Here is a 24,823-nt window from a genome sequence, read left to right as displayed (position 1 = left end):
GTCTAAATTTTTAGCCAAGCTAAGCCTTGTTCTGTTTTTAAGGCTAAATCGTAGAGAGAGTAGCTTTTAGTAATGTACTCTAATTTGGATTTCATTTCTCTAAAATCATTGTGCACAGGACAAGGATTTATGGCGGAACATTCCTTTAGTCCAAGTCCACATTTAGTGAAAAGACTATCCCCATCTATAGCAGTAATGATGTCGTAAATTTTAATAACTTTAAGTTTTTCTATTGATATAGAAAAGCCGCCTTGGTGTCCTCTTACAGACTCTATAATGTTTGCCTTACAGAGTTGTTGTAATATTTTAGCTATAAATGCAACGGGAGCATCAATAGAAACCGAAATTTCTTTCACATTAGCCCTTTGGTTGTTGAGTCTTTTTTGGGCAATACAAATGGCAGACCTAATGGCATATTCGCACGCTTTGGAAAACATAACTAGATAAGATTATTTAAAATATGTCCATTTTGGGATAATCATTAGTAGCCCTAGCCCCACGTATAAAAACAGGTTAGTAACATCTGTATATAAAAATGTGGAAAGATAAAATTGATGTAGAATAAAGTGAGTTACAACTGCTAAAGGAAACAAAAAAACACCAGTCTTTCTAAATAATACTATAAGAAGTAATCCTAATAAAGCCAACACATCTACACCGAATATGAGGTAAAAATACCAAGTAGGGATATTGATGCTTTCGTGTTGAGAAAATTCATCTACATCAATCCCTAATCCCATAAGGGTGAATATAACCAAAATCCCGATAGTGATATAAAAACCTCTGGTTTTCTTGGGTTCGTTAGTAAAGTAGTGCTTGTCTTCCATTTTGTAAAATTAAAAAAAAGCCTCTGAAAAACAAAGGCTTCCTATGAAAAAAATAATTTATCTAGACTTTAACGGCTTGTATCAATCTATTTTTGTCACTCAAGTATTCTTCCATAGAAATCATACTTTCAGTCCTTGTAACATCTTCAATATCATCTATTTGGTAAATGACATTCTTGGCATCTTCTGTATTTTTGGCTTTCATTTTACAGAAGATATTGTATTTACCAGAAACTACACTTGTTTCAATAATATTAGGGATTTTTTCTAATTGTTTCAATACTTCTTGGGTTCTATTAGATTTAGTTAATAGTATACCTATAAATGCAGTAAAAGTGTAGTCTAGCTTTTCGTAGTCTATTTTAAGAGAAGAACCTAGGATAATCCCCGCATCTTCCATTTTTTTTACTCTTACATGTATGGTTCCTGCAGAAACATTGAGATTTTTTGCTATTTCTGTAAAGGGCATTCTAGTATTTTGTACTAAGTAGTCTAAAATGCTTTTGTCTATTTCGTCCAAACGGTAGTCCATAATATTAACGTTTTTTATGTTATTGTCAAAAATTTAAGTTTAACTCTTACAAAAATACAAAAAAGTTTTAATATTACTACTGTTGATTTTAGATGTTTTTTTGTTAATTTTTTTGATAAAAATTTAATATTATTGTTGTCATTTAGTTTTAATAGTATCAGTTATCCCTTTAGATTTTGTACTATCTTTCCTTTTTCTACTAAAAAGATGGTTGAAACTTTTGCTATAAACTACGCCACCTCCCCAAGATTGGTTAGCTCCTGCATTCTGTCCTATAATATTAGATATATTAGAAGGTTTTGAATAAACTCTTAGAATACGGCTACCGTCATTACCTTTAGACCAATCGTATTCTATAATACCTTCTCCAGAAAGGAAATTAGCTTCTGTACTTTGATTTCTGGAGATAGGAACTCCCCAGCCTGTCTTAATATTAACTCTAGGTGAAAGCGCCAAACTTAATCTACCAGAAGCTCTATCGGCTGTATTGGCGGCTTGGTCGCCTCTAATATAGTCTAAATCTATCTGAAACTGATTGCTAATAGTATTAAGTACAGAGCCAAGTTGTTTCATTAGGAGTGCGTAGCCTTGAGAGGTTACTGTATTTCCTATATCAAATGTAAATCCGTCTGTGTTAGCAACATTAAAGCTATTGAGTGCTAAGATAGAACCAAATTGAATGATTCTTTCATCTGGATTGCTCATTTTGAAAGCAATGGCTTCTCTAATTTGGCTAGAAACATCGGGGGTTTTTATATCAAACTGAATGTCTGGGTTAGATAACGACCGTGTGATTTTAGCCTCTAGCATTACATTTACAGGAGGAAGTTTCCCTACATTAAGATATTCTCCTAGATTGGTTACGGTTCTATAATAGTTGGCCGAAATATTAAGTGCAGGATTCATCACATTACTATCCCAAGAAATACTGCTTCCTTTTTCGATTTGAAAAGAACGTTCTAGTACTGCTTTTGAAACATAGCTTCCGTTGTCTACTATATAAGTTCCGTTCATAGACATTTGTCCGTTTCTATTCATTCTAAATCTTAGGTTTTCTGCAGTTCCTCTTACACTAATATCGCCTACATTATCACCTACGAGTACATTTACAGTAGAACCTTTGTCTACATCAAGTGCTAAATCTATATTCATATTTGCACCAGACTTTTCTTTCTTGGTAACACTTAGTATACCGTCTTCATTTCTTTCTACAAAACGAAGCATTTTAAATTCATCTACCGATGTTGTTGAGTTACTATTGAGTGTAAATACACTATTGTTAAGAACTTTTGTTTTGGCATTGATATTAAGGGCAGTTACGGCTCCATCTACAAAGAGGTCTCCTGTACCATAAACTCTTCCCCAAAATGTATCAAAATCTTTTTGAGTAGTATTCAAAAGCATTAGATTATCCGTTCTAATAATGAGGTTGAGCCCCATAGATGCAATGTCGTCGAACTGAATTGCCCCAGATACACTACCCTTGGAATTGCTTCTACCATCGCTTATTCCTATGTTATTGAGAGCGGCAAATCCTTTTGATAAAGGAATAATGGTATCATCAAAGGAATAATCTACTCCCGAAAAATTGAGTTTAAATCCAAATTTAGATAAGGCTATATCTCCACTATAATCGATGTCGTTTAGGGTTCCATTTATCTTAAGTTGCCCACTGGCATTACCTCTAAAGTTACTAAATACAGCTTTCACAAACTCTTGTACAAACGCTAAATCAAATTTATTTAAATCAGCGGTGAGGTCTAAACTAGGAGAAGGGGTATTATTGTCTACCTTTCCAAATATTCTGAGTTTATCATTTCCAAAAATCTCCGAAGAAGTCACTTTAACATCTATATCAAATACATTTGGACGCTCTGTTTTTTCTGCATTTATGAGTAAATCACCTAAGTTTTTGTCATGTATAGAGAAACCACCTACTTTTAAATCTACAATAGGTTCTATATTATTTTTGAGGATGGCTAGTTTTATAGTTCCGTTAGCGTTACCTTTAATATTTAAGTCGGAGCTACCTTCTTTTAAAGCTAATACTTTAGAGAGGTTAACATTTTTAACATCAATATTAGCATTGATATTTTTACTATCCTTGTACGTTCCATTGACCAAAATTTCGCTTTCGTCAGAATAGAGTTTAAGATTTTCAATGTCTATAAATCCTGTTTTTTTCCTGTAGGTAATAGAGTGATTAAGCTCTGGCGAAGTATCTACATTCCACACAAAACTATTGAGTTTAACCTCGGTAGGCTCAAACCTTATAATATAATCACCGTTTGCATTAGTTGTTTGATTAAGATTAACCGCATAAGATTTCATAGCGTCTTCCTTCTCATCTTTATCGGTGCCATGTAAAAACCTTATGGCAAGGTGTAGATGTTCTCCATCAGGATTTTTGCCTACAATACTAACGTTTTTAAGGATATTTTTATTGTATTCAGTACGGTTCATTTCCAAAGAGAAATTATTTTCTCTACTTTTGGTGTCTATTTTGAGTGCTAGTCCATCAATCATGATGCTGTCCTTTTTAGCAGGAGATTTTATATTATACCTAACATCTGTTTCTGCTAAAATTTGGTTTACCTTTTCGTTTTCTTTTTTACTGACGATGTATTTTAAATAATTGATATTTGCATTTAATAATAAATCGTTGTTATCACCATTATAGTTTCCAGATATCAAAAGTACATCGCTTATTCTCAAATTTGGTTCAAGCAAATTGAGTAATCCTTGTGATATTTTGAAGTCTAAATCTAAATATTGCCCTCTATATAGACGTTTAGGTTGATTGGTTACTAGTAATTTGCTTATACTGTTTTGCACCATACCACCTATGTCTGCTAGATTGAATTTTCCTGAAACTTTACCTTCTATTACATTAGGTGCGTTTACAGATACGATTCTTTTTCCATCTTCGAAATAGGCTCTAACATCTCCTGTTGGAAGAGTTATTTTTTGGTCTTTGGATAAAATTTTAACTTCTCTAAGATGGGCATTCAACTGAATATCGTTAATGTTCTTCATAGATACTTCTGTATCTACATATCCACTTATAACTTGTCTTTCAGAACTTCCAGAGAAGTAGCTGGCGTTCAAATGGTTGATGTCTGCTGTTACATTAGCATATAATCTAGGAGTGCTGAAATCAAAAATACCTCTAATATTTGCTTGAGCATTTTCATCATTTATGTTTACAATGCCTTCATAGCGTTTTTTGTTAAGATATCCGTCTAGAACTAGGTTATTAAGGGTTTTGTCTAACAGCTCTATCCGCTTGATGTTAGATTTGGTTCTGAGTTTCATTTGATTGATGTCAAAGCTTTCTCCGTCTAAATCAAATCTACCAGAAATAAGCCCAACCTGTGGATTTTTGGTAATAGTGGCTACATTCAGATTAGTAATTTCTAATAAACCATTATACTTAGGGACTTTACTATATTCTCTTAGAGTAAAGCGGTCTATTTTTGCTTGCCCAACACCTGAAATTAAATTTCCTCTAAGAGCAATTTGTTCAGGGTTAGCTTTTAGCATACCATTGTATTTTATCCTACCAAAATCATCAGCTACATTACCCATTTTTTTTGAAATGAAGCTAGGAAATAGACTTTTAAGTCCTTTGTAAGTAAGGTCTGTAGAGATACTATTGGTTTCTACGGAGAAGCTTTTATCTAGTATTTTGGCAACCTTTATAGATGATGAAACTATTTTAGAATCATTATCACCTATGGAAAATTGGTCTAGAGTAAAGTTATTAAGTGCGCCAGTCATATTTCCCGAGGTATTGATGGGCTTATAGTTGTCCCAATCTTTCACAAAGTAACTGATATCATAGCCACTTATTTGGCTACCTTTTTTCAGTTGCATATCCCATTTTACTTTGTTGCCAAAGTCTGCCCAAGTACCGTTGTTAAGATTAAATTTTAAACTTCCGTGTAGCAAGCTGTGGTCAGTATTAATGAGTAAGTCGTCTAAGAAAAGAGCCTCTTTGGTTAGAGAAAAATCTGTAGAGAAAGTATCCAAAAAATGCTTTTTGCCCCATCTTTTAGTCGTTATTCTAAGTTGATTTACTTTAGCACTAACTTCTGAACCTTTAACTTTTAACTCAGGTATTATCAAGTTTAAATTTTCGGCATCTAGCCATCTTCCCGCGTCTCCTGTATGATTTTGATTGACGATAGAAAGTTTAGAATCTTTAATAATTATACGAGTTTTAAGTTGAAATGGAGGTCTGTTGGGGTCTGGTTTTTTACCATTATCGAAAAGCTCTACAAAACGGATAAAATTAGGTATGCTATCACCTTTGTAGGTAATCACTTTCATATCCAAGTTTTTGATAGATAGTGATTGGAACTTGATATGTCTAGAATTTGCTAAAATGGAAAACCAATCAGAATCTGCATACAACTCTTTAGCCTTAATAAAATGGTAGCCTCTGTGGTCCTTTACAGTTACTTTATGTAGCGTAACATCTCCAAAATAATTAAGGTCTATTTTTTCAAAAGCTATTTGGGTATTAAGGTCTTGGTTGAGTTTGTTTACCACCTTTTGGGTAAGCCAATTTTTAGTAACAGGTAGATTGATGGCAATGAATCCAATAGCAAATAAAGATAAAAGTGTCCAAAAAAGCACTAACAGTAGTCTAGCCCACCAAGAGTAGCTGGTGACATCTTTAGCGGCTTGTTTTGCAAATTCTTCAGCGGTTTCTTTGGGATTTTCTATAGCGTCTTTTAAAAACTCTTTGGTTTCTTGTACTTTCTTTTCTATATGCTGCTCCGCCTCATTTATTTTGTTAGAAATAGGATTATCTTTTTTGTTATCGTTATTATTATTTAAATTTGCCATAATTATGAAACAATCTATTATCTTAGGTATAGAATCCTCTTGTGATGATACTTCCGCAGCCATTATTTCTGGTAGAAAAATTCTTTCCAATGTAGCTGCCACTCAAGCTATTCATAATGAGTACGGTGGCGTGGTGCCAGAGTTAGCCTCTAGGGCACATCAGCAAAATATCATTCCTGTCGTAGAGCAATCTATACAAAAAGCAAATATACAACAAAATGAGATTTGTGCCATAGGTTTTACGAGAGGTCCTGGACTTTTAGGCTCTTTACTAGTAGGGACTTCCTTTGCGAAGTCTTTAGCGATGAGTTTGGAAGTTCCACTGATAGAGGTTAATCACCTTCAGGCTCATATTTTGGCTCATTTTATAGAAGATGCCAATCCTAATCCGCCCAAATTTCCTTTTTTATGCCTCACGGTGAGTGGTGGGCATACGATGATTGTCTTGGTTAAAGACTATTTTGATATGGAAATTATTGGGAAAACTATAGACGATGCTGCAGGAGAAGCATTTGATAAGATAGGAAAAATATTTGATTTAGATTATCCTGCTGGACCTATCATAGATAAGAAATCTCAAAATGGAAATCCTGATGCATTTGCATTTAATAAGCCTAAATTAGAGGGTTATGATTATTCTTTTAGCGGAATTAAAACTTCGGTGCTGTACTTTATACAAAAAGAATTAAAGAAAAATCCTCAATTTATTGCTGAAAATATAGATGATTTGTGTGCATCTGTTCAGAAAAATATTATTGAAATATTGATGACGAAACTAGAGAAAGCGGCTAGTGATTTAGGCATTAAAGAAATAGCCATAGCTGGTGGCGTTTCGGCTAACTCTGCCTTGAGACAGGCTATGAGAGAAAACGAACAAAAGTTAGGTTGGAATATCTATATTCCTAAATTTGAATACACTACGGATAATGCCGCAATGATAGCAATGGTAGCCCAATTAAAATACGAAAGAGGAGAGTTTACCAACCTTTCCACAACGGCTACTGCAAGATATGAGTTAAATGCAAAGTAATACCTTTTGATATGAAATTATTTTTTGGAGAAATTTTAAATGATAGAGTGATAATAGATGCTGATGAACAACATCATATATCAAAGGTTTTGAGGATGAAGGAAGGGGAGGAGCTTTATGTAACCGATGGTAAAGGAAATGTAGCAAAAGGTAACCTTGTACTTGAAGGGAAAAAAGTAGAGTTAGATATTTTAGAAATCCAAACGAAGACGTCTCCATTTTCGTCTTATTTGCATATTGCAATAGCTCCTACTAAAAATATAGACCGTATAGAGTTTTTTGTAGAAAAAGCTACCGAAATGGGAATTTCCGAAATTTCATTTTTATTAACGGAGAAGTCCGAACGCAAACACCTCAACATAGATAAAATTCAGAAAAAAGTTATAGCGGCATCTAAACAAAGTTTGAGGTATCATTTCCCAAAGGTTAATGATTTACAGAAATTCACTAGCTTTATGCAAACTCAAACTGCCGAAAATACTTTTGTAGCTCATTGTGATAAAGCATTTAAGCGAGTATCATTATCCGAAATTCCTTTAGTTGATAAAGTTTGTTTTTTAATTGGTCCTGAAGGCGATTTTAGTCCATCAGAGATAGAGTTATTACTAGAAAAAGGCGTACAAGCAGTATCGTTAGGCAATCAAAGATTAAGAACGGAAACAGCAGGAGTCTTTGTTGCTGCGTGGAACTATCATAAAATGTTATAAAAAAAAGAGAATCAAAAATATTGATTCTCTTTTTTAGATTTATTTTACAACCATGAAATAGACGAGTAATGCTATTCCTACAATAATTCTGTACCAACCCCAAGGTTTAAAACCGTATTTTTTTATCACGCCTATAAAAAACTTAATGGCTATTACAGCTACTACAAAAGCCACTAGATTACCTGCTAAAAACAACTTTAAATTATCACCGTGTGTAAGCATTTCGTAGCCTTTTTGTTCTACACCTAAATATTCCCACTTTTTTACAAAAATAGAATATACCGTAACGGCAAGCATGGTAGGTACGGCTAGAAAGAAGGAAAACTCGGCAGCAGCTTCTCTAGAAAGTTTTTGTTGCATACCTCCAATGATGGAAGCTGCACTTCGGCTAGTACCAGGCATCATAGCTAAACATTGCCAAAAACCTATGGTAACAGCTTTTTTTATACTGATTTCTTTTTCTGTATGTATTTCAGGAGTTTTAAATACTTTATCAATAAATAGAAGAACCACGCCACCTAAAACTAAAACTACAGCGATGGGAATAGGATTTCCTAAAACGGATTCTATCATATCATCAAATAGATAACCCAAAACCAATGCTGGAATTACAGCAAAACCAAGTTTGATATAAAAATTGAAATTCTGAAAATTGAAAAACTTTTTCCAATATAAAAATACAACAGCAAGGATAGCACCCAACTGTATGGATACTTGAAACATTTTAACAAATTCGTCTTCTTGTATTCCGAATATAGAACTTGTGAAAATCATATGTGCCGTAGAGGAAACTGGTAAGTACTCTGTTAAACCTTCAATAATGGCAATAATAATAGCTTCTAAAAAATTCATAACTTAAAAAGTTTAAAGCAAAAGTCAATTGCATTATAGAAACAATTGACTTTAGTTTTTTGCATTATAAAAAATGATTATTTTCTTTTCAAAATAGCATAGACTTGTATCACAAATCCTGTAACAACTAATAATGGAGCAATGCGTATCCTTCTGATAGAAAAAATATCCTCATTCCAATAGTTTGGGTCAAATTTACCATCAGGAGTTGTGTTAGCCCCAGAGCCCATCATAAGGATAAAACCAAGGACTACACACACTAAACCTATAAGCATCCACTTATAATTGTCCTTTTTGAAATAAAAACTATTTTCGTTTGCTTTATTATTTTGTTCTGCCATAGTCTAAGAATAGTATAAATCGTCAATATTAGTTCTAAGAAATCTCCAAGTTGCAAAAATGGTACTTAGAACAGTAATTAGAACACCCACACCAAAAACAACCAATACCAATTGTAAGTACTGATTAGTATCTTGCACAAACGGAGTTCCTATTTGGTTAGTGAAATAATACCAAACGCCAAATAATACCAAAAGTCCAATAACAGCACCTACAAGTCCTAGTATAACGGCTTCTATGATGAACGGTTTAAGTATGAAACGACGCTTAGCACCTACAAGTTGCATCGTTTTAATAATGAATCTTTTGGAGAAAATTTTTAATCTAATAGAGTTGTTAATCAGTACAATCGCTAAAATTAAAAATACCAAAGAAAATGCTAATATCCAAGTGAGTATTCTATTCAGGTTGTTGTAAACCTCAATCATTAAGTCGCTGTTATTTTTTACTTCTACAATGCCATCTACTTTTTCTAATTCTTTAACCACGCCTTGTATTTCTTCAGGGCTTACGAAATCTGGCTTTAGAGAAACCTCTACTGAAGACGGGAATATATTTTCTTCAAAAAGAGCGTCAGCATCTATCCCCATACTTTTCTTAGCTTCTTTAGACGCTTGCTGTCTTGAGATAAAAGTCGTTTTTTTAACAAACGGAAGTGCTTGTATAGTCTTTATAGCTTCTTGTTCTTGTTTCGCTATTTTTAGAGAATCTTTAGCATCGTAGTTTTCGGAGAAAAAAGCGTTTACTACAAGTTGTTCTTTAATATAGTCTGAATATTTTTGAGCATTGATAAGAATAAGACCAAAAAGTCCTACCAAAAACAAAACTAATGCTATACTAATAACTACTGTGATATTGCTGGATCTCAGCCTTCTTTTGTTAAAATCGTCTACTGTATTAGCCATTAAATAAAATTTTTCGGCTAAAATAGAAAAAATCTTCCGAAATTTGCTCCCAATAAGACTAAAATCATTGTTAATAAAATCATAAAAAATCATTTCATTTTGACAGTAAAAGCTAAAAAACACCTCGGGCAACATTTTCTTAACGACGAAAACATAGCATCTAAAATTGTAGAAGCTTTAGAGGTTGATGTTCAGGATTTTGTCTTAGAAGTAGGTCCAGGTATGGGAGTTTTAACCAAATATCTTCTTAATAAAAATTCAGAAATATTTGTGGCAGAGATAGATGTAGAGTCTATTGCCTACCTTAAAGAACATTACCCCAAATTAGAAGAAAAACATTTTGTAGGTGATTTTTTAAAAGCTAACCTAGCTGAAATTTTCAATTCGGAACAGGTTTCTGTTATAGGGAATTTTCCATACAATATTTCATCACAGATTTTATTCAAAATTATAGATAATTACGCCCAAATACCAGAAATGGTGGGAATGTTCCAAAAAGAAGTCGCTGAAAGAACTTCTGCAGAACCTCGCACTAAAAGTTATGGGATTCTGTCGGTAATGGTTCAGGCGTATTATGATGTAAAGTATCTTTTTACCGTTAGCGAAAATGTTTTTACGCCACCACCTAAAGTGAAATCTGGAGTTATCAGGCTTACCAGAAATCCTAAAAAAGGTCTAGAAGGCAACGAAGTTTTATTTAAACAAATTGTAAAAGCAGGTTTTAACCAAAGACGAAAAAAATTAAGTAACGCTCTTAAAGGACTTAATATTCCCGAAGCTTTATTAACGCATAATTTCTTAACTTTGCGAGCGGAAGAACTTAGTGTAGAAGATTTTATCATCTTTACTATTGAGTGGAAAAATGCACTAAAATCATCAGCCGTTTAACTTTTAAATAAAGACTATTTTGACTGAAACCATTGCTCTTAGAGAACTGATAAAAAATCTCATCAAGGAGAAAAATGCTAAAGAGGTAGCTCTGATGCTTTCCGAAATGGAAGCACCAGACATTGCTTCTATATTTGAAGATTTAGAGGAGGAAGAACAGCATTTTCTCTACGATTTAATGAGTAATGAGAAATCTGCAGAAGTACTCTTAGAGATAGATGAAGACGAGCGAAAGAGCTTTATGAAAGGACTCTCTTCGCAAGAGATTGCAGATGAAATTATCAATGAGATAGATTCTGACGATGCGGCGGATATTATCTCTGAACTTCCAGAACATCAGCAGACCGAAATTATCCAAAGGCTAGATGACGAGGAACACGCCCAAAGTATCGTGGACTTACTTAGGTATGATGAAGATGAGGCTGGAGGTCTTATGGCTACGGAAATGGTAAAAGTTAACCAGAACTTAACCATTATTTCGGCAGTCAAAGAGATGAGAAAGCAAGCCGAAGATTTAGATGAGGTGTATTCTATCTACGTGGTAGACGATAATGATAAACTGCTAGGGCTTTTAAGTTTAAAAAAACTACTTACAACCACTTCTTCTACTAAAGTTTCGGAGGTGTATAATCCTAAAATCCGTTCGGTGATGGATACAGATACGGCTGAAGAGGTAGCAAGATTTATGCAGAAATACGACCTTTTTGAGGTGCCTGTGGTTGATGCTAGAGGCAACTTGGTAGGGCGTATTACGATAGATGATGTTATTGATTTCATAACCGAAGAAGCAGAGAAAGACTATCAGTTAGCGTCGGGTATCTCCTTAGATGTAGACTCTACGGATACTATTTTTTCGCTTACAAAAGCACGCTTACCTTGGCTTTTTATAGGTATGGTAGGTGGTCTCATTGGCTCGCAGGTATTGCAAGGAAACCAAGATGCTCTCCAAAAGATACCTGCTCTTATGTTTTTTGTGCCTCTAATAGCCGCAACGGCGGGTAATATTGGGGTGCAGGCATCGGCGATTATTGTGCAAGGTTTAGCTAATAATACTTTGGGTACAGACACCGTTAAAACTTTGATAAAGGAAGTGAGTGTTTCTGCAGCATCAGGAGTTATTTTATCTGTGATTATTTTATCATTTAATTTGCTGGTTAATAGACATGATATGATGGTGTCTATTGCTATCTCGGTTTCGCTGTTGGCGGTTATTTTGGTGGCAGCTGTTATTGGGACTATAGTGCCTATTCTCCTTAATAAAAATAAAATAGACCCAGCAATAGCTACAGGTCCTTTTATCACAACTTCTAACGATATTTTAGGGGTTTTGATTTACTTTACTATAGCAAAACTAATGTTACATATTTAGGATATTAGCTTCAATTATATGACTGTTTTCGATTTAAGATGCCTAGATTTAGATGATCAAAAATTATCTGAAAAAGAACTAATTGAAAGATTATCATTTTCTAAAAAAGAGAAAACGCTTAACTTTAATTTATTTTCAAATTTAATTTGTACTCCAGTAGGTTATGATGAGTTTTTAAAGTATAAAGGTGTTTATCTTGCTTTTGAGGTTTTAAGACAAGAGCTTGGTTTTGATAAAAAAGATAAACCAGGTGATTTTGATATCTTACTAATTCCTTATTCAGAAGAAGAAATTTTTTATAATCGAACTTGTGCAATAGAAGTAAAGGTTGTTCGACCACGTAGAAATAATCCGAGAAAATCTCCTAACTCTTATGGCATTACACAAATAGAAGGATTGATAAAAGATGGATTTCCTCTAGTAGGTTTAATTCATTTTTGTATGCCTGAGCCACTTAGAGAAAATGAAAAATCTACAATTAAGCTTGACTTAGCACCATTGGATATAGATAATCCAGCTAATAATAATGATTTTTTAAAGAATACTGTAGATGTTAAGTTTGATCATTTTTCACAATTTTCCGCTGAAAATCAAATGAGAAAATTAATTTCAAAAGATATTCCTAAATATGTGGGAATTAATACAGTTGGTGTGAATATTCGAAAAAATGGGTCGTTGATAACTTTATTTAATCAAGATTTTAACCATAGTTTTAGCTCAGGATATTTTAATCCATATAAGAGTAGTGAAACAATAGAAAAGATTAAAAGCTTTTTTGAAAAAAATCAAAAAAAAATCAAAGACATAAAAATAAATAATTCAGTTTGATAATATTTATAAAAAGATGAAAATCATTAAGGAAATATTAAAATATTTTACATTGGTTTTTCTTCTGTTAATACTATTTAAGCTAACAAAGTATTATGGAGATTACGTAGAATCAGTTTATGATATTATAATAATTCCGTTTGTGTTTTGTTTAATATTAGTTAATGGTTTGATTTTATATTTCTATCAGAGGCGAAGAAAAAAACTTAGAACTTTAAAACTCATTTGCCTGTTTGGTATGACTGGAGTTTTGTTCAATATATTTAATAATTGCCTCTCAAAAAATAGAGAAGTGATATCCACATATTCTATTGGTACTGAAACAAAAACAGAAATAACATTATTTGAAAATCAAACATTCCAAATTACAGAATATTCGCCTCATGCTTTTCACCATTGGAACGGTAAGTACAAAATTTCTAATGACACCTTGTATTTAAAAAATATTGACTTTGAAAAGTTATCTTATTTACAACTCACGGATAAATATTTATACGATACAAATACTAAAAATTTCTTTTCAGAAGGGTATACTCCTCTTATAAAAAAGTAGTAAATTAGTGTCAATTCTAAAAAACGGTTAAAGTGAAATTAAGAGAAAAAAATCCTGCATTAGTTTTAATTGATGTTCAAAAGGCTTTTCTTGAAGAAGATTATTGGGGCGGAAATCGTAATAATAAAAATGCTGAAGAAATTTGTGGTAAAATTTTGCAAAAATGGCGAGAATTAAATTTACCAATATTCCATATAAGGCATAGTTCAGATAATCCTAAATCAAAACTTCATATCACAAACGCAGGATTTGAATTTAGTGAGTATGTTACTCCAAATGATTCTGAGCCTATCATTACTAAAAATGTAAATAGTGCATTCATTGGAACTACATTAAAAGAGCAAATTGATAGCCTAAATATTGGTACATTGGTAATTGTGGGAATAACTACCAACCATTGCGTTTCTACAACAACTAGAATGTCTGGAAATTATGGTTATGAAACTTATCTTATTTCGGACGCTACAGCAACATTTGACAGGGTTGGAATTAATGGAGAAAAATACGATTCGGAGTTAATCCATCAAACAACGCTTGCAAATCTAAATGAGGAATTTGCAACAGTTTGGAATTCTGAAAAATTATTTAAAGAGATTTAAAGGAAAAACGAAGTGTTACTCTAAATCAAAAGTGATGATGGAAAACTCTTTAACTAAATAATGAATTGAATATAATAATTTAACAATACCAAAGAGTTATATATGATATTTTGTTTTTGTCTTTAACTTTAGTAAGAACACATAAATTAAAAAAGATAGTATCTCATTAAACTGTGTAAGTTGAAATGTTAGGAAAATACTATTATACTGGAAAGAAAAAATAAAAGATTATTTATTAGGGTTAAAAAAAGCCAAGAATTAAACTTGGCTTTTATTTATTATTACTTTGAAATTATGCGTCTATTTTTGCATAAACAGCATTTTTCTCTATAAACTCTCTTCTCGGAGGAACTTCATCTCCCATAAGCATAGAGAAGATTCTATCTGCTTCACCCGCATTTTCTATGTTCACTTGTTTTAGAATTCTGTTTTCAGGGTTAAGTGTAGTTTCCCAAAGTTGTTCTGGGTTCATTTCCCCAAGACCTTTATACCTTTGTACTTCTACGCCTTTACCATCGGCAGACATTTCTAAGGTTTTTTCTTCTCGCTCTTTCTCATTCCAAGCATATACCTTTTTGTTACCTTTTTTAAGAAGATATAAAGGTGGTGATGCAATGTAAACATAACCTTGTTCAATAAGTTCCTTCATATAACGGAAGAAGAAGGTAAGTATAAGTGTAGAGATATGAGAACCGTCAATATCGGCATCGGTCATAATTACAATTTTATGATAACGAAGTTTGCTTAAATTAAGAGCCTTGCTATCTTCTTCTGTACCAACGCTTACACCTAGAGCGGTATAGATATTTTTGATTTCCTCGTTTTCGTAAACTTTGTGTATCATAGATTTTTCTACATTAAGAATTTTACCTCTTAATGGTAGAATGGCTTGGAAATGCCTATCTCTTCCTTGTTTTGCGGTACCTCCCGCAGAGTCTCCCTCTACAAGGAATATTTCTGATTCGGCTGGGTCTTTTGATGAACAATCCGAAAGTTTACCAGGTAGTCCTGCTCCTCCCATAGGAGATTTACGCTGTACCATTTCTCTAGCTTTTTTAGCTGCCTGTCTTGCCTTAGCTGCTAGAACTACTTTCTGTACAATCTGTTTAGCTTCGGTAGGATTTTCTTCTAGGAAGTTGGTAAGCATTTCGCCTACTATTTTATCCACCGCACCAGAAACCTCGGAATTACCAAGTTTTGTTTTGGTTTGTCCTTCAAACTGAGGCTCCATTACTTTTACAGAGATTACGGCAGTAAGTCCTTCACGGAAGTCATCTCCCGTAATTTCCACTTTCTCTTTTTGAGGAATACCTAGGTCGTCTGCATATTTTTTAAGAGTTCTTGTAAGAGCTCGCCTAAATCCTGTAAGATGCGTACCTCCTTCGTGGGTATTTATATTATTGACATACGAGTGTAAGTTTTCCGTGAAAGAAGTGTTATATCTCATAGCAACTTCCACAGGAATATCATCTCTTTCTCCTTCCATAAAGATAACATTCTCCATAATGGATTCTCTGTTACCATCTATAAATTCTACAAACTCTTTAAGACCACCTTCGGATAGGAAAGTTTCTGTTAAGAATTCTCCTTTTTCGTCTTTTACTCTCTCGTCTGTGATAGTGATATTGATACCTTTATTCAAAAATGCTAACTCTCTAAGTCTAGCAGAAAGGGTATCGTAATTGTAAACTAATTCATTGAAAATACTGTCATCTGGCTGAAAGAAAACCTCTGTACCTCTATAATCGGTAGTCCCTATTTCTTGAACATCTTCTAAGGCTCTACCTTTAGAGTATCTCTGTTGATAAATTTTCCCTTCTCCGTAAACGGTAGCAATGGTACTCGTGGATAAAGCATTAACACACGAAACCCCTACACCGTGGAGTCCACCAGAAACCTTGTAAGAGTCTTTATCAAACTTACCACCAGCACCTATTTTAGTCATCACTACCTCTAGTGCAGACTTTTGTTCTTTTTCGTGAAAATCTACAGGGATTCCTCGTCCGTTATCCTTTACACTAATAGCATTGCCCTCGTGAATGGTAACTGTAATGGTATCGCAGTATCCTGCTAAAGCCTCATCTATAGAGTTATCTACAACCTCATATACCAAATGGTGCAAACCTCTCACTCCCACATCTCCAATGTACATAGAGGGTCTTAACCTCACATGCTCAATCCCTTCTAAAGATTGGATACTACTAGCTGTATATTGTTTATTACTCATTATTCTTTATAATTTTTTTTAAAGATTACAAATGTACAAATTTTAAAAAAGAGATAAAAATAAAATTCTTGATAATCCTCGTTAAGTTTATTTGAGAACCTCTCTTATTGAGTAAAAATAATTAATGTTTTTCAGTAATCTATTAACATTTAACATTATTTTTTGAGAACAATCTGTACTAACCGAAATTTTGTTCGTATTATTCCAAATGATTTGCAAAGTGGTGCAAAAATATTTGCTACGGTGTACATTAGGCCAATCCATTTATTCCAAAATATTCCGTTTTATTTTTCGTTAAATTTATTCTTAGGTTCAAATAGCAATCTCCACCATCGTGTACATGTATTATTTCATTTTCCCAATCACCAGAATAAGAACAAAAACAGAAAACTCTAATAATTTTATCTCCATCTTCATTTGTTGATATTATATATTGCCTAAAATAATACCTTAGGTCAATTTTTTCTTTATCAAAATTCCATTTTATATTTCTATTTTCTCTATTCCATTTTGCTAATTTTATTTTTAATTGATGGTTGTACTCATTGATAGATTTTTCTAAGTTTTTATTAACTATTTTCATTTCATTTTTTGTCAAAAATGATTTTTTTTTAGTTTTTTCATCAAAAATTGCTATATAATTTGGTTCTGTAAGTGTGTCTGATTTTTTTTCTTCAAGATATTCTGGCTGTATATTTTCCAAATCTATTTTCTCCTTTTGGTATTTTGAGCAATTTGAACAACAAATCAAAATGATTACTAGAGTTAATTTTTTCATTTGTTTTTAGATGCTTTTTTGAATTGTGATAGACACTATATTTCTTACAGGGCTTAAATGTTAGATGCAGTGGGATTCAATAATGTAGCAAAAACTAAAACTCTATCTCCGAATATTTTTTCTACTTCCATCGTAATATTAGGTAATTCATTTGTAATAAAGTTCGTTCTGTCTTCGGCGGTTCCGAAAACAAGTAAAAAATTAAAATTAATTCCTTCTTGTAGTCTGTCAGTTTCTACTTCGGAAGCGATATAGTGTTTTAAATTTTGGGTCTTTTTGTAATGGCTTATGATACTTTTATTAAAGTATGTTTTCCACTCTGATATGCTTCCTTGTTCACAATGGAATGTTAAACTTAATATACTCATTTCTAAGTGTGTTATAAATAAATTAGTAAAATATCCTGCAAAAATCGGTATTTTTTTGTAAATTAGCCCTTTGATTTTGATGTGAAATTGAAGTAATAATTTATTTAGTATAATAATAAAGACTTATGCATAAAGAAGGAGAAAGGTTGATACCTATCAATATTGTGGACGAAATGAAGTCCTCTTATATTGACTACTCGATGTCCGTTATTGTATCTCGTGCCTTGCCAGATGTAAGGGACGGATTAAAACCTGTGCACCGTAGGGTTTTATATGGTATGTATGGATTGGGTGTTTTTTCAAATAAAAAATATTTAAAATCCGCCAGAATTGTAGGAGATGTTTTGGGTAAATATCACCCACACGGTGATAGTTCTGTTTATGACGCTATGGTGCGTATGGCGCAACCGTGGAGTTTAAGGTACCCGCAAGTAGATGGTCAGGGGAACTTTGGTTCTATGGATGGCGACCCACCAGCAGCTATGCGTTATACCGAAGCTAGGCTGAAAAAAATATCTGATGAAATTCTATCAGACTTAGATAAAGAAACAGTTGATTTCCAAAATAACTTTGATGATAGCTTGCAAGAGCCTACAGTACTGCCTACTAAAATACCTAATCTTTTAGTAAATGGTACTTCTGGTATTGCGGTAGGTATGGCAACCAATATGGCGCCTCATAACCTATCCGAATCGGTAGATGCTATCTGTGCCTATATAGATAATAAGGAGATAGAAATAGATGAGTTAATGAAATATATCATCGCTCCTGATTTTCCTACGGGAGGAATTATCTATGGCTATGATGGAGTTAGAGATGCGTTCCATACAGGAAGAGGGCGAATAGTATTAAGAGCTAAAGTCGCTTTTGAAGAGATTGGAAACCGTAATGCCATTATCGTTACCGAAATTCCTTATTTGGTGAACAAAGCTGAAATGATAGCTAGAACATCAGAGTTGGTAAAAGAGGATAAAATACAAGGTATTCACGAGATTAGAGATGAGTCTGATAGGAGAGGAATGCGTGTGGTTTATGAACTTAAAAACGACGCAATACCTAATGTAGTCCTTAATCTATTATATAAGTACACAGCGTTACAAACATCGTTTAGTGTCAATAATATTGCTTTAGTAAAGGGCAGACCACAACAGCTTAATCTAAAAGATATTATCGTTCACTTTGTGGAGCACCGCCACGAAATTGTAATTCGTAGAACTCAGTATGAACTTAAAAAAGCTAGAGAAAGAGCTCATATCTTAGAAGGTTTTATGAAGGTTATTGCAACTCAAGATACTTTAGATAAGGCAATTTCTATCATTAGACATTCAGCAACGCCACAAGCTGCTAAAGAAGGGTTGATTGCAGAGTTTGAACTTTCGGACATACAGGCTCAAGCCATCTTAGATTTAAGATTAGCTAGGCTTACAGGTATGGAGCTAGATAAAATCCGTGATGAGTACAAAGCTATTATGGATTTAATTAACGACTTGGAAGATATCCTTGCTAACGAAGCTAGACGCTACCAAATCATTAAAGATGAATTGGTAGAAGTTAAAGAAAAATATGGCGATGAAAGAAGAACGGAAATAGACTATTCTGGAGGTGAAATGTCCATAGAAGACTTTATTCCTAATGAAGAAGTGGTACTTACTATTTCTCACGCTGGATACATCAAGAGAACTCTCCTTTCAGAATACAAAACTCAAAGTAGAGGTGGAGTGGGCAACCGTGCGGCATCTACAAGAGACGAAGACTTCTTAGAATACATTGTTTCTGCTACCAATCACCAGTATATGCTATTCTTTACGGAAAAAGGTAAGTGCTACTGGCTGCGAGTGTTCGAAATTCCTGAAGGCTCCAAAACAGCTAAAGGTAGAGCAATACAGAACTTAATCAATATAGAACCTGATGATAAAATCAAGGCTTACATTAGAACCAATGATTTAAAGGATTCTGAGTATGTTAAGCAGATGTATGTGGTAATGATTACCAAAAACGGAACCATTAAGAAAACTTCGTTGGAGGCTTACTCTAGGCCTAGAACCAATGGTATACACGCCATAGAAATTAGAGAAGATGACCAGCTTCTAGGAGCAAGACTTACCAATGGCAACTCCGAGATAATGATAGCTACTAAAAATGGTAAATGTATCCGTTTCCCAGAAGAGAAAGCGAGAGCGGTAGGTAGAACTTCCATTGGGGTAAGAGGTATTTCTCTAGAAGACAACGACGAGGTAATTGGTATGATAGTTGTAAACGATATAGAGAATGAAACTGTTTTGGTAGTTTCTGAAAAAGGCTATGGTAAGAGAACCGCAGTAGAAGACTATCGTGTTACTAACCGTGGAGGCAAAGGTGTAATTACTCTTAATATTACTGAAAAAACAGGTCAGCTTATTGCGATACAATCAGTAGTAGATGGTAACGATTTAATGATTATCAATAAATCAGGAGTTGCAATAAGAATGTCGGTGGACAATATGCGTGTTATGGGTAGAAATACCCAAGGTGTAAGGCTAATTAATCTTAAAAATAGTGATGAAATAGCAGCCGTAGCAAAAGTGGAGGCAGAGAAAGATGTAGAGGACGAAGACATGGAAGAATCTAATGATGAAACTGTAAATCCGTCTGAAGGAAATTCAGAGGAATAGTATTCAAAATAAAATAATAAATATATTAAAATAGTATGAAAAAAGTTATTTTAAGTATTGCTGTGTTTTCAACAACACTAGCATTTTCACAAAAAAAGGAAATTCAAAACGCATTCAAAGCAATAGAGTCAGGTGATATTGCAACTACTAATGCAGAATTATCAAAGGCAGATGTTCTCATTGGTAACAAGTTATATTTAGTAGAACCTAGTCTGTTAGAGCAATATTATTATTCCAAAGGTGTATCACTTATCAAGTCTGGTAAAACTACAGAAGGAGCAGCTTGGCTAGGTAAAATAGGAGATTTAGGTAAGTCTAAAATCTACACAGGTAAAGATGCTGAAAAAAATAAAGTTTATTTCGTAGGGAAAGAAGCGGCTGATGCTAGTGGTATAGCTGGACTCAAAGAAGATTCTTATGCTTCTAAACTATCAGATAAATTACCACAGTTAATAAATCCAATGTTAAAAACAGCTGGAGATGAAGCCTATAGAGCTTATCAAGCGAAAGATCACACAAAGGCAGCTACTAAATATTTGGAAGTTTATAACCTTTTAAAGGCGGCGGGAACAGATGATAAACTATACCAGTATTATGCAGGGTTAAATTATGCTCTTGCCAATGATAAGTCCCAAGCTATAGAAGTGTACTCCGATTTAATTAAGAGTGGTTACACAGGAGTTACAACAGTATATAAGGCAAAAAATAAGAAATCTGGTCAAGACGAAACTTTGGATAAGAATAGTTTTGAAATGATGAAAAGACTAGGTTCGGCTTCGGATTATACTGATTTTAGAACAGAGCAAACTCCAAGTATAGAGCAAGAATTATATGAAACTAATGCCGCTTTGCTCATTGATTCTGAAAAATATACAGATGCTTTAAATTTATTAGAAAAAGGAATTAAAAAATTCCCAAAAAGTAGTAAATTATCAGAGTTACAAGGTACAGCTTATTATAAGTCAGGAAAAACTAACGAGTTTATCAATAACTTAAAAAATGTAGTTGCTTCTAATCCTAATGATAAAGTAAGTTGGTATAATTTAGGCGTTCTTTTAAGTAAAGATGAAGCTAAACTAAATGAAGCAGAAGGTGCATTTAAAAGAGCTTTAGAAATAGACCCTGATTATGTTCCTGCTATTCAAGGGATTTTTTATAATATCTATATGTTAGGCGATGATGGTAAGGTGATAGAGAGAGCAGAGGCAGCAAGAAAAGCAAAAAAAATGGATGAGTTTAATAAAATCTTACAAGATAGAAGAGATAGATTTGCTAAAGGTCTTCCGTATCTAGAAAAATGGTATTCTTTGGAGCCTAAAAATCCCGAAATAGTAAGTTTGTTAAGAGGCGTTTACCAAACTTTACGCAAAGAGGATAAAGTGAAAGAAATGAAAGCAGTAGAAGACAACTTGAATAAATAAAACAAATATAAAAGTGGTATGATTATTGTTAGTATAATCACATCATTTAAATTACTAACTTTAAAAATAAATTATTATGTCAAAAATAGGGAATAACTCGGTGAGTGTGTTGGTAGGTCTTTTAGCTGGAGCTGCTGTAGGTGTAGCTTTAGGAATGCTTTACGCTCCAGAAGAAGGAAAAAGAACAAGAAAAAAGCTCAAAAGAAAGGCTGAAGATTTAAAAGATCAAGCCGAAAGAGAGTACAGAAGAGCTTGTGAAAAAGTAAAAGATCAGTACCAAGATTTATCAGAAAAGACTAAATCTAATGTAGAGAAGGTAGTTTCTAATGTTAAAGAAACTTATGATAAGTACAAAGGACAGGTGGTAGACAAAGCCAACGAAGTTGCTAAAGATGTAGAATCTGAACTAGATGGATTAAAGTAAAACAGAAATAAAAAGGGACTTGAAATATAGTTCCTTTTTTATAAAATTTAGACGAAAAAAATAATATTGATGATAAACCTTTTTAAGAGTTACGCACAAAAAAGACTTGATTTAATAAAAATGGAAGCTGCCGAAAAAATATCTATTAAGGTAGGTGGTATAGCTTTTTTAGTTCTTTTAAGTGTATTCTTTTTACTATTTATTATATTTTCTAGTATAGGATTAGCTGTATTATTGGGCTATTATATGCAAAATATAATCTATGGATTTCTGATTGTTGCCGGATTTTATTTACTTTTAATGATAATATTTTTATTATTTAAAAATTTTGTAAAAGAAGGGATTGCTAACGTGATTATAAAACTCATAAATAAATGATATGGGGGCTAAATATAAAAGTCTTTCTGAATTAAGAACTCTAAAATCTTCGTTAAAAAATGAAATTTCTGATATAGAAAGAATAATTACCTTTAAGAATCCTAAAGAATCCTTGAGTTTCATTTCTAAAGGGTTTACGGACAAGTTTATAGAAGCGAGAAAGAATAAAAGTGGTAGTAACGGGATTTCTGTAAATACAAGGAATATTGTAAAAGAGATTACAAATAAAGTATTGAATAAAAATTCGGGTTCTTCATTTTTAACGTTAAAGAATGATGGTTTGGCAGAAAGTGTTGTAAGTGGTTTTTTGAAAGTAGGGGTAGTGGGAGCAGTAAGTAATTATGCTAAGAAAAATCTCAACAATTCTAGTTGGAAGAAAAGAGCTATAGGACTTCTTTTAGTTTATGTAGCACCTGTAGTTATTAGAAAATTAAGGGAATTGTTAGACGATTATCAAAGAAAACAAACAGCGAAAGGTATCAATAGATTAATATAATAGTTTTGTTTTTAATATTATACTATTTTGTAAATAGGCATTTTATTGAAGAGGTTGGGGAAAAGACATCAAATAAAAAATCCGTATATTTGCAGAAATTTTATAATATTTAATGAATTTATTTAGCGAGTCCAATTTAAGTCCTGAAATTCTTAAGGCTGTTGGCGAAATGGGGTTTGAAACTCCTACGGAAATCCAAAAACAGAGTATCCCGTTTATTTTATCAGATGTTAGAGATCTGATAGCACTAGCGCAAACAGGAACAGGGAAAACTGCGGCGTTTTCATTACCTATCTTAGATATGATAGATGATACTAGTAGAAAAATCCAACTTTTGGTACTTTGTCCTACTAGAGAGCTTTGCTTACAAATAGCAAAAGACATAAAAAATTATTCCAAATATCAGCCAAATATTAAGTCGGTGGCGGTTTATGGAGGTAGTAGTATTACAGACCAAATCCGTAGTCTTAGAGATAAACCACAAATTATTGTGGGGACTCCTGGTAGGGTGATAGATTTAATTAACAGAAAAGCATTAGATTTTTCGGGTGTCCATTGGTTGGTATTAGACGAAGCAGACGAAATGCTTTCTATGGGATTTAAAGACGATTTGGAAACCATTCTAAGCGAAACCCCAGAAACTAAACAAACTTTTCTTTTTTCAGCGACGATGAATAAAGAGGTGGAAAGGATTTCTAAAAACTACCTTACCAATCCTCATCGTATTTCTGTAGGGTCTATCAATGCGGTTAAGAAGAATATCAGTCATGAATATTATGTGGTAAATTATAGACAGAAGAAAGAAGCACTTAAGCGCCTTATAGATGCTAATCCTAATCAATATTCTATTATTTTCTGCCGCACCAGAATGGAGGCTAAAGAGGTTGCAGATTATCTAATGCAGAATGGCTATGCTGCTGATGCCTTGCATGGGGATTTGTCTCAAGCACAAAGAGATACGGTAATGCTGAAGTTTAGGCTAAAAAACATTGATATTTTAGTAGCTACAGATGTGGCGGCTAGGGGGTTAGATGTGGATTCACTTACCCACGTAATTCATTATTCGTTACCTGATGACCCAGAAGTTTTTGTTCATAGAAGTGGTAGAACAGGGCGTGCTGGGAAAGATGGGATTTCTATGGCTCTTATAAAGCCTGAAGAAACGAGAAAATTGAAACATATCAAAGTTCAAACTCAAATAGAACTTAAAGAAAAGGCAATCCCTAAAGGAGAAGATATTATCAAAGCTCAAGTAGCGGGAGTATTTGAGCATTTGTTTACAGAACACGAAACATATTTTGATTTCGATGATAGTCTAATTCCAGATTTATCGCAATTTTCAAAAGAAGAGTTGGTGCATCAGTTGTTACAGTTTCAGTTGAGAGATTTAGCATTGTATTATAAAAATAGAAATGACTTATCTGACCAAAAACTGAAAAAAGAAGGGGATATTAAGGAAAGTCGTAGAGAGGGAAGACGAGATAAGGGAGAAAGAAGTAGAGATAGAGGAGGAAGAAAAGGCAAAAAGTCTAACTCTGATATGGTGAGGTTTTTCTTCAATTTGGGAAAAAGAGATCAATTAAAGAAAGTAGATATGTTAGACATTATTAACAAATCGACTAAAAAATCTAGAAAGAGAGCAGATATTGGAGATATTGAAATATTAGATAAATTCACATTCTTTGAAGTAGAAAAATCATTCAAAAACGAAATTCTTAACAATATATCTTCTATGAAATTTAAAGGTAAAGAAATGAGAGCCGAAGTAGCCAACTAAGAAAAAAATATATATCAAAA

At 33.2% G+C, this 24,823-nt stretch carries 23 protein-coding genes; 13 read left to right on the top strand and 10 right to left on the bottom strand.

Features of this window, described 5'->3' with window-relative positions; genetic code table 11:
* Positions 1 to 2: 2 nt before the first annotated feature.
* From D1003_RS01985 to D1003_RS01970, 4 genes are all read right to left on the bottom strand, one after another.
* Positions 3 to 437, bottom strand: coding sequence for an Rrf2 family transcriptional regulator (locus tag D1003_RS01985; protein WP_153935510.1), 435 nt, complete (start codon positions 435 to 437; stop codon positions 3 to 5).
* A gap of 12 nt (positions 438 to 449) precedes the next feature.
* Positions 450 to 827: a hypothetical protein gene (locus D1003_RS01980; RefSeq protein ID WP_153935509.1), complete on the bottom strand. Its 378-nt coding sequence runs from the start codon at positions 825 to 827 to the stop codon at positions 450 to 452.
* Between the two features lie 61 nt (positions 828 to 888).
* Positions 889 to 1,359 (bottom strand): Lrp/AsnC family transcriptional regulator, encoded by a 471-nt coding sequence (locus D1003_RS01975; protein WP_153935508.1) that lies wholly within the window; start codon positions 1,357 to 1,359, stop codon positions 889 to 891.
* Between the two features lie 138 nt (positions 1,360 to 1,497).
* The gene (locus D1003_RS01970; protein ID WP_153935507.1) at positions 1,498 to 6,213 is read right to left on the bottom strand and encodes a translocation/assembly module TamB; all 4,716 of its coding nucleotides are present in this window, start codon (positions 6,211 to 6,213) and stop codon (positions 1,498 to 1,500) included.
* A gap of 4 nt (positions 6,214 to 6,217) precedes the next feature.
* Here D1003_RS01970 and tsaD point away from each other — a divergent pair, with 4 nt between their 5' ends.
* Together tsaD and D1003_RS01960 are read left to right on the top strand one after the other, a co-directional pair.
* Positions 6,218 to 7,243 (top strand): tRNA (adenosine(37)-N6)-threonylcarbamoyltransferase complex transferase subunit TsaD, encoded by a 1,026-nt coding sequence (tsaD, locus tag D1003_RS01965; RefSeq protein WP_153935505.1) that lies wholly within the window; start codon positions 6,218 to 6,220, stop codon positions 7,241 to 7,243.
* An 11-nt stretch (positions 7,244 to 7,254) separates the two neighbouring features.
* Positions 7,255 to 7,950 (top strand): 16S rRNA (uracil(1498)-N(3))-methyltransferase, encoded by a 696-nt coding sequence (locus D1003_RS01960; protein WP_153935504.1) that lies wholly within the window; start codon positions 7,255 to 7,257, stop codon positions 7,948 to 7,950.
* Between the two features lie 39 nt (positions 7,951 to 7,989).
* Here D1003_RS01960 and D1003_RS01955 read toward each other — a convergent pair whose 3' ends face one another.
* The 3 genes from D1003_RS01955 to D1003_RS01945 all read right to left on the bottom strand — a co-directional run bounded on the left by D1003_RS01955 (position 7,990) and on the right by D1003_RS01945 (position 10,046).
* Positions 7,990 to 8,802 (bottom strand): undecaprenyl-diphosphate phosphatase, encoded by an 813-nt coding sequence (locus D1003_RS01955; RefSeq protein ID WP_153935503.1) that lies wholly within the window; start codon positions 8,800 to 8,802, stop codon positions 7,990 to 7,992.
* 77 nt (positions 8,803 to 8,879) lie between these two features.
* Positions 8,880 to 9,143: a DUF3098 domain-containing protein gene (locus tag D1003_RS01950; RefSeq protein WP_052911210.1), complete on the bottom strand. Its 264-nt coding sequence runs from the start codon at positions 9,141 to 9,143 to the stop codon at positions 8,880 to 8,882.
* Between the two features lie 3 nt (positions 9,144 to 9,146).
* Positions 9,147 to 10,046, bottom strand: a complete 900-nt coding sequence (locus D1003_RS01945) for an ABC transporter permease (protein ID WP_153935502.1) — start codon at positions 10,044 to 10,046, stop codon at positions 9,147 to 9,149.
* 99 nt (positions 10,047 to 10,145) lie between these two features.
* On the opposite strand from D1003_RS01945, the gene rsmA reads away from it, so the two are divergent.
* The 5 genes from rsmA to D1003_RS01920 are packed head-to-tail and all read left to right on the top strand — an operon-like array spanning position 10,146 to position 14,283.
* Positions 10,146 to 10,934, top strand: coding sequence for a 16S rRNA (adenine(1518)-N(6)/adenine(1519)-N(6))-dimethyltransferase RsmA (rsmA, locus tag D1003_RS01940; protein WP_014938931.1), 789 nt, complete (start codon positions 10,146 to 10,148; stop codon positions 10,932 to 10,934).
* A 19-nt stretch (positions 10,935 to 10,953) separates the two neighbouring features.
* Positions 10,954 to 12,303, top strand: coding sequence for a magnesium transporter (mgtE, locus tag D1003_RS01935; RefSeq protein ID WP_052911208.1), 1,350 nt, complete (start codon positions 10,954 to 10,956; stop codon positions 12,301 to 12,303).
* A gap of 18 nt (positions 12,304 to 12,321) precedes the next feature.
* Positions 12,322 to 13,131 (top strand): hypothetical protein, encoded by an 810-nt coding sequence (locus D1003_RS01930; RefSeq protein ID WP_153935501.1) that lies wholly within the window; start codon positions 12,322 to 12,324, stop codon positions 13,129 to 13,131.
* 16 nt (positions 13,132 to 13,147) lie between these two features.
* On the top strand, positions 13,148 to 13,684 hold the full coding sequence (locus D1003_RS01925; RefSeq protein ID WP_153935500.1) for a hypothetical protein: 537 nt from the start codon (positions 13,148 to 13,150) through the stop codon (positions 13,682 to 13,684).
* A gap of 32 nt (positions 13,685 to 13,716) precedes the next feature.
* Positions 13,717 to 14,283 carry a cysteine hydrolase family protein gene (locus D1003_RS01920; protein ID WP_014938928.1) on the top strand — a complete coding sequence of 189 codons (567 nt, stop codon included), beginning with the start codon at positions 13,717 to 13,719 and terminating at the stop codon, positions 14,281 to 14,283.
* A 292-nt stretch (positions 14,284 to 14,575) separates the two neighbouring features.
* On the opposite strand, the gene gyrB is transcribed toward D1003_RS01920, so the two are convergent.
* The 3 genes from gyrB to D1003_RS01905 all read right to left on the bottom strand — a co-directional run bounded on the left by gyrB (position 14,576) and on the right by D1003_RS01905 (position 17,656).
* Complete coding sequence (gyrB, locus tag D1003_RS01915; protein ID WP_153935499.1) at positions 14,576 to 16,510, bottom strand: DNA topoisomerase (ATP-hydrolyzing) subunit B; 1,935 nt, start codon at positions 16,508 to 16,510, stop codon at positions 14,576 to 14,578.
* Between the two features lie 250 nt (positions 16,511 to 16,760).
* A complete protein-coding gene (locus D1003_RS01910; protein WP_153935498.1) occupies positions 16,761 to 17,288 on the bottom strand; it encodes a hypothetical protein in 528 nt (175 codons plus the stop codon).
* A 53-nt stretch (positions 17,289 to 17,341) separates the two neighbouring features.
* Complete coding sequence (locus D1003_RS01905; protein WP_153935497.1) at positions 17,342 to 17,656, bottom strand: DUF4286 family protein; 315 nt, start codon at positions 17,654 to 17,656, stop codon at positions 17,342 to 17,344.
* 125 nt (positions 17,657 to 17,781) lie between these two features.
* Between D1003_RS01905 and gyrA the strand changes: the two genes are divergently transcribed.
* The 6 genes from gyrA to D1003_RS01875 all read left to right on the top strand — a co-directional run bounded on the left by gyrA (position 17,782) and on the right by D1003_RS01875 (position 24,803).
* Complete coding sequence (gene gyrA, locus D1003_RS01900) at positions 17,782 to 20,307, top strand: DNA gyrase subunit A (protein ID WP_153935496.1); 2,526 nt, start codon at positions 17,782 to 17,784, stop codon at positions 20,305 to 20,307.
* A gap of 35 nt (positions 20,308 to 20,342) precedes the next feature.
* Positions 20,343 to 21,728, top strand: a complete 1,386-nt coding sequence (locus tag D1003_RS01895; RefSeq protein WP_153935495.1) for a tetratricopeptide repeat protein — start codon at positions 20,343 to 20,345, stop codon at positions 21,726 to 21,728.
* Between the two features lie 76 nt (positions 21,729 to 21,804).
* A complete protein-coding gene (locus D1003_RS01890) occupies positions 21,805 to 22,152 on the top strand; it encodes a YtxH domain-containing protein (protein WP_153935494.1) in 348 nt (115 codons plus the stop codon).
* Between the two features lie 69 nt (positions 22,153 to 22,221).
* On the top strand, positions 22,222 to 22,530 hold the full coding sequence (locus D1003_RS01885; RefSeq protein ID WP_153935493.1) for a phage holin family protein: 309 nt from the start codon (positions 22,222 to 22,224) through the stop codon (positions 22,528 to 22,530).
* A 1-nt stretch (position 22,531) separates the two neighbouring features.
* Positions 22,532 to 23,026, top strand: a complete 495-nt coding sequence (locus D1003_RS01880) for a hypothetical protein (RefSeq protein WP_153935492.1) — start codon at positions 22,532 to 22,534, stop codon at positions 23,024 to 23,026.
* A 112-nt stretch (positions 23,027 to 23,138) separates the two neighbouring features.
* The gene (locus tag D1003_RS01875) at positions 23,139 to 24,803 is read left to right on the top strand and encodes a DEAD/DEAH box helicase (RefSeq protein WP_153935491.1); all 1,665 of its coding nucleotides are present in this window, start codon (positions 23,139 to 23,141) and stop codon (positions 24,801 to 24,803) included.
* The last annotated feature ends 20 nt before the right edge of the window (positions 24,804 to 24,823 follow it).

It is taken from the genome of Riemerella anatipestifer, assembly GCF_009663465.1.
GTDB lineage: Bacteria > Bacteroidota > Bacteroidia > Flavobacteriales > Weeksellaceae > Riemerella > Riemerella anatipestifer_C.
Note: the sequence above shows the minus strand (reverse complement) of the source record. Positions and strands in the feature narration are given on the sequence as shown.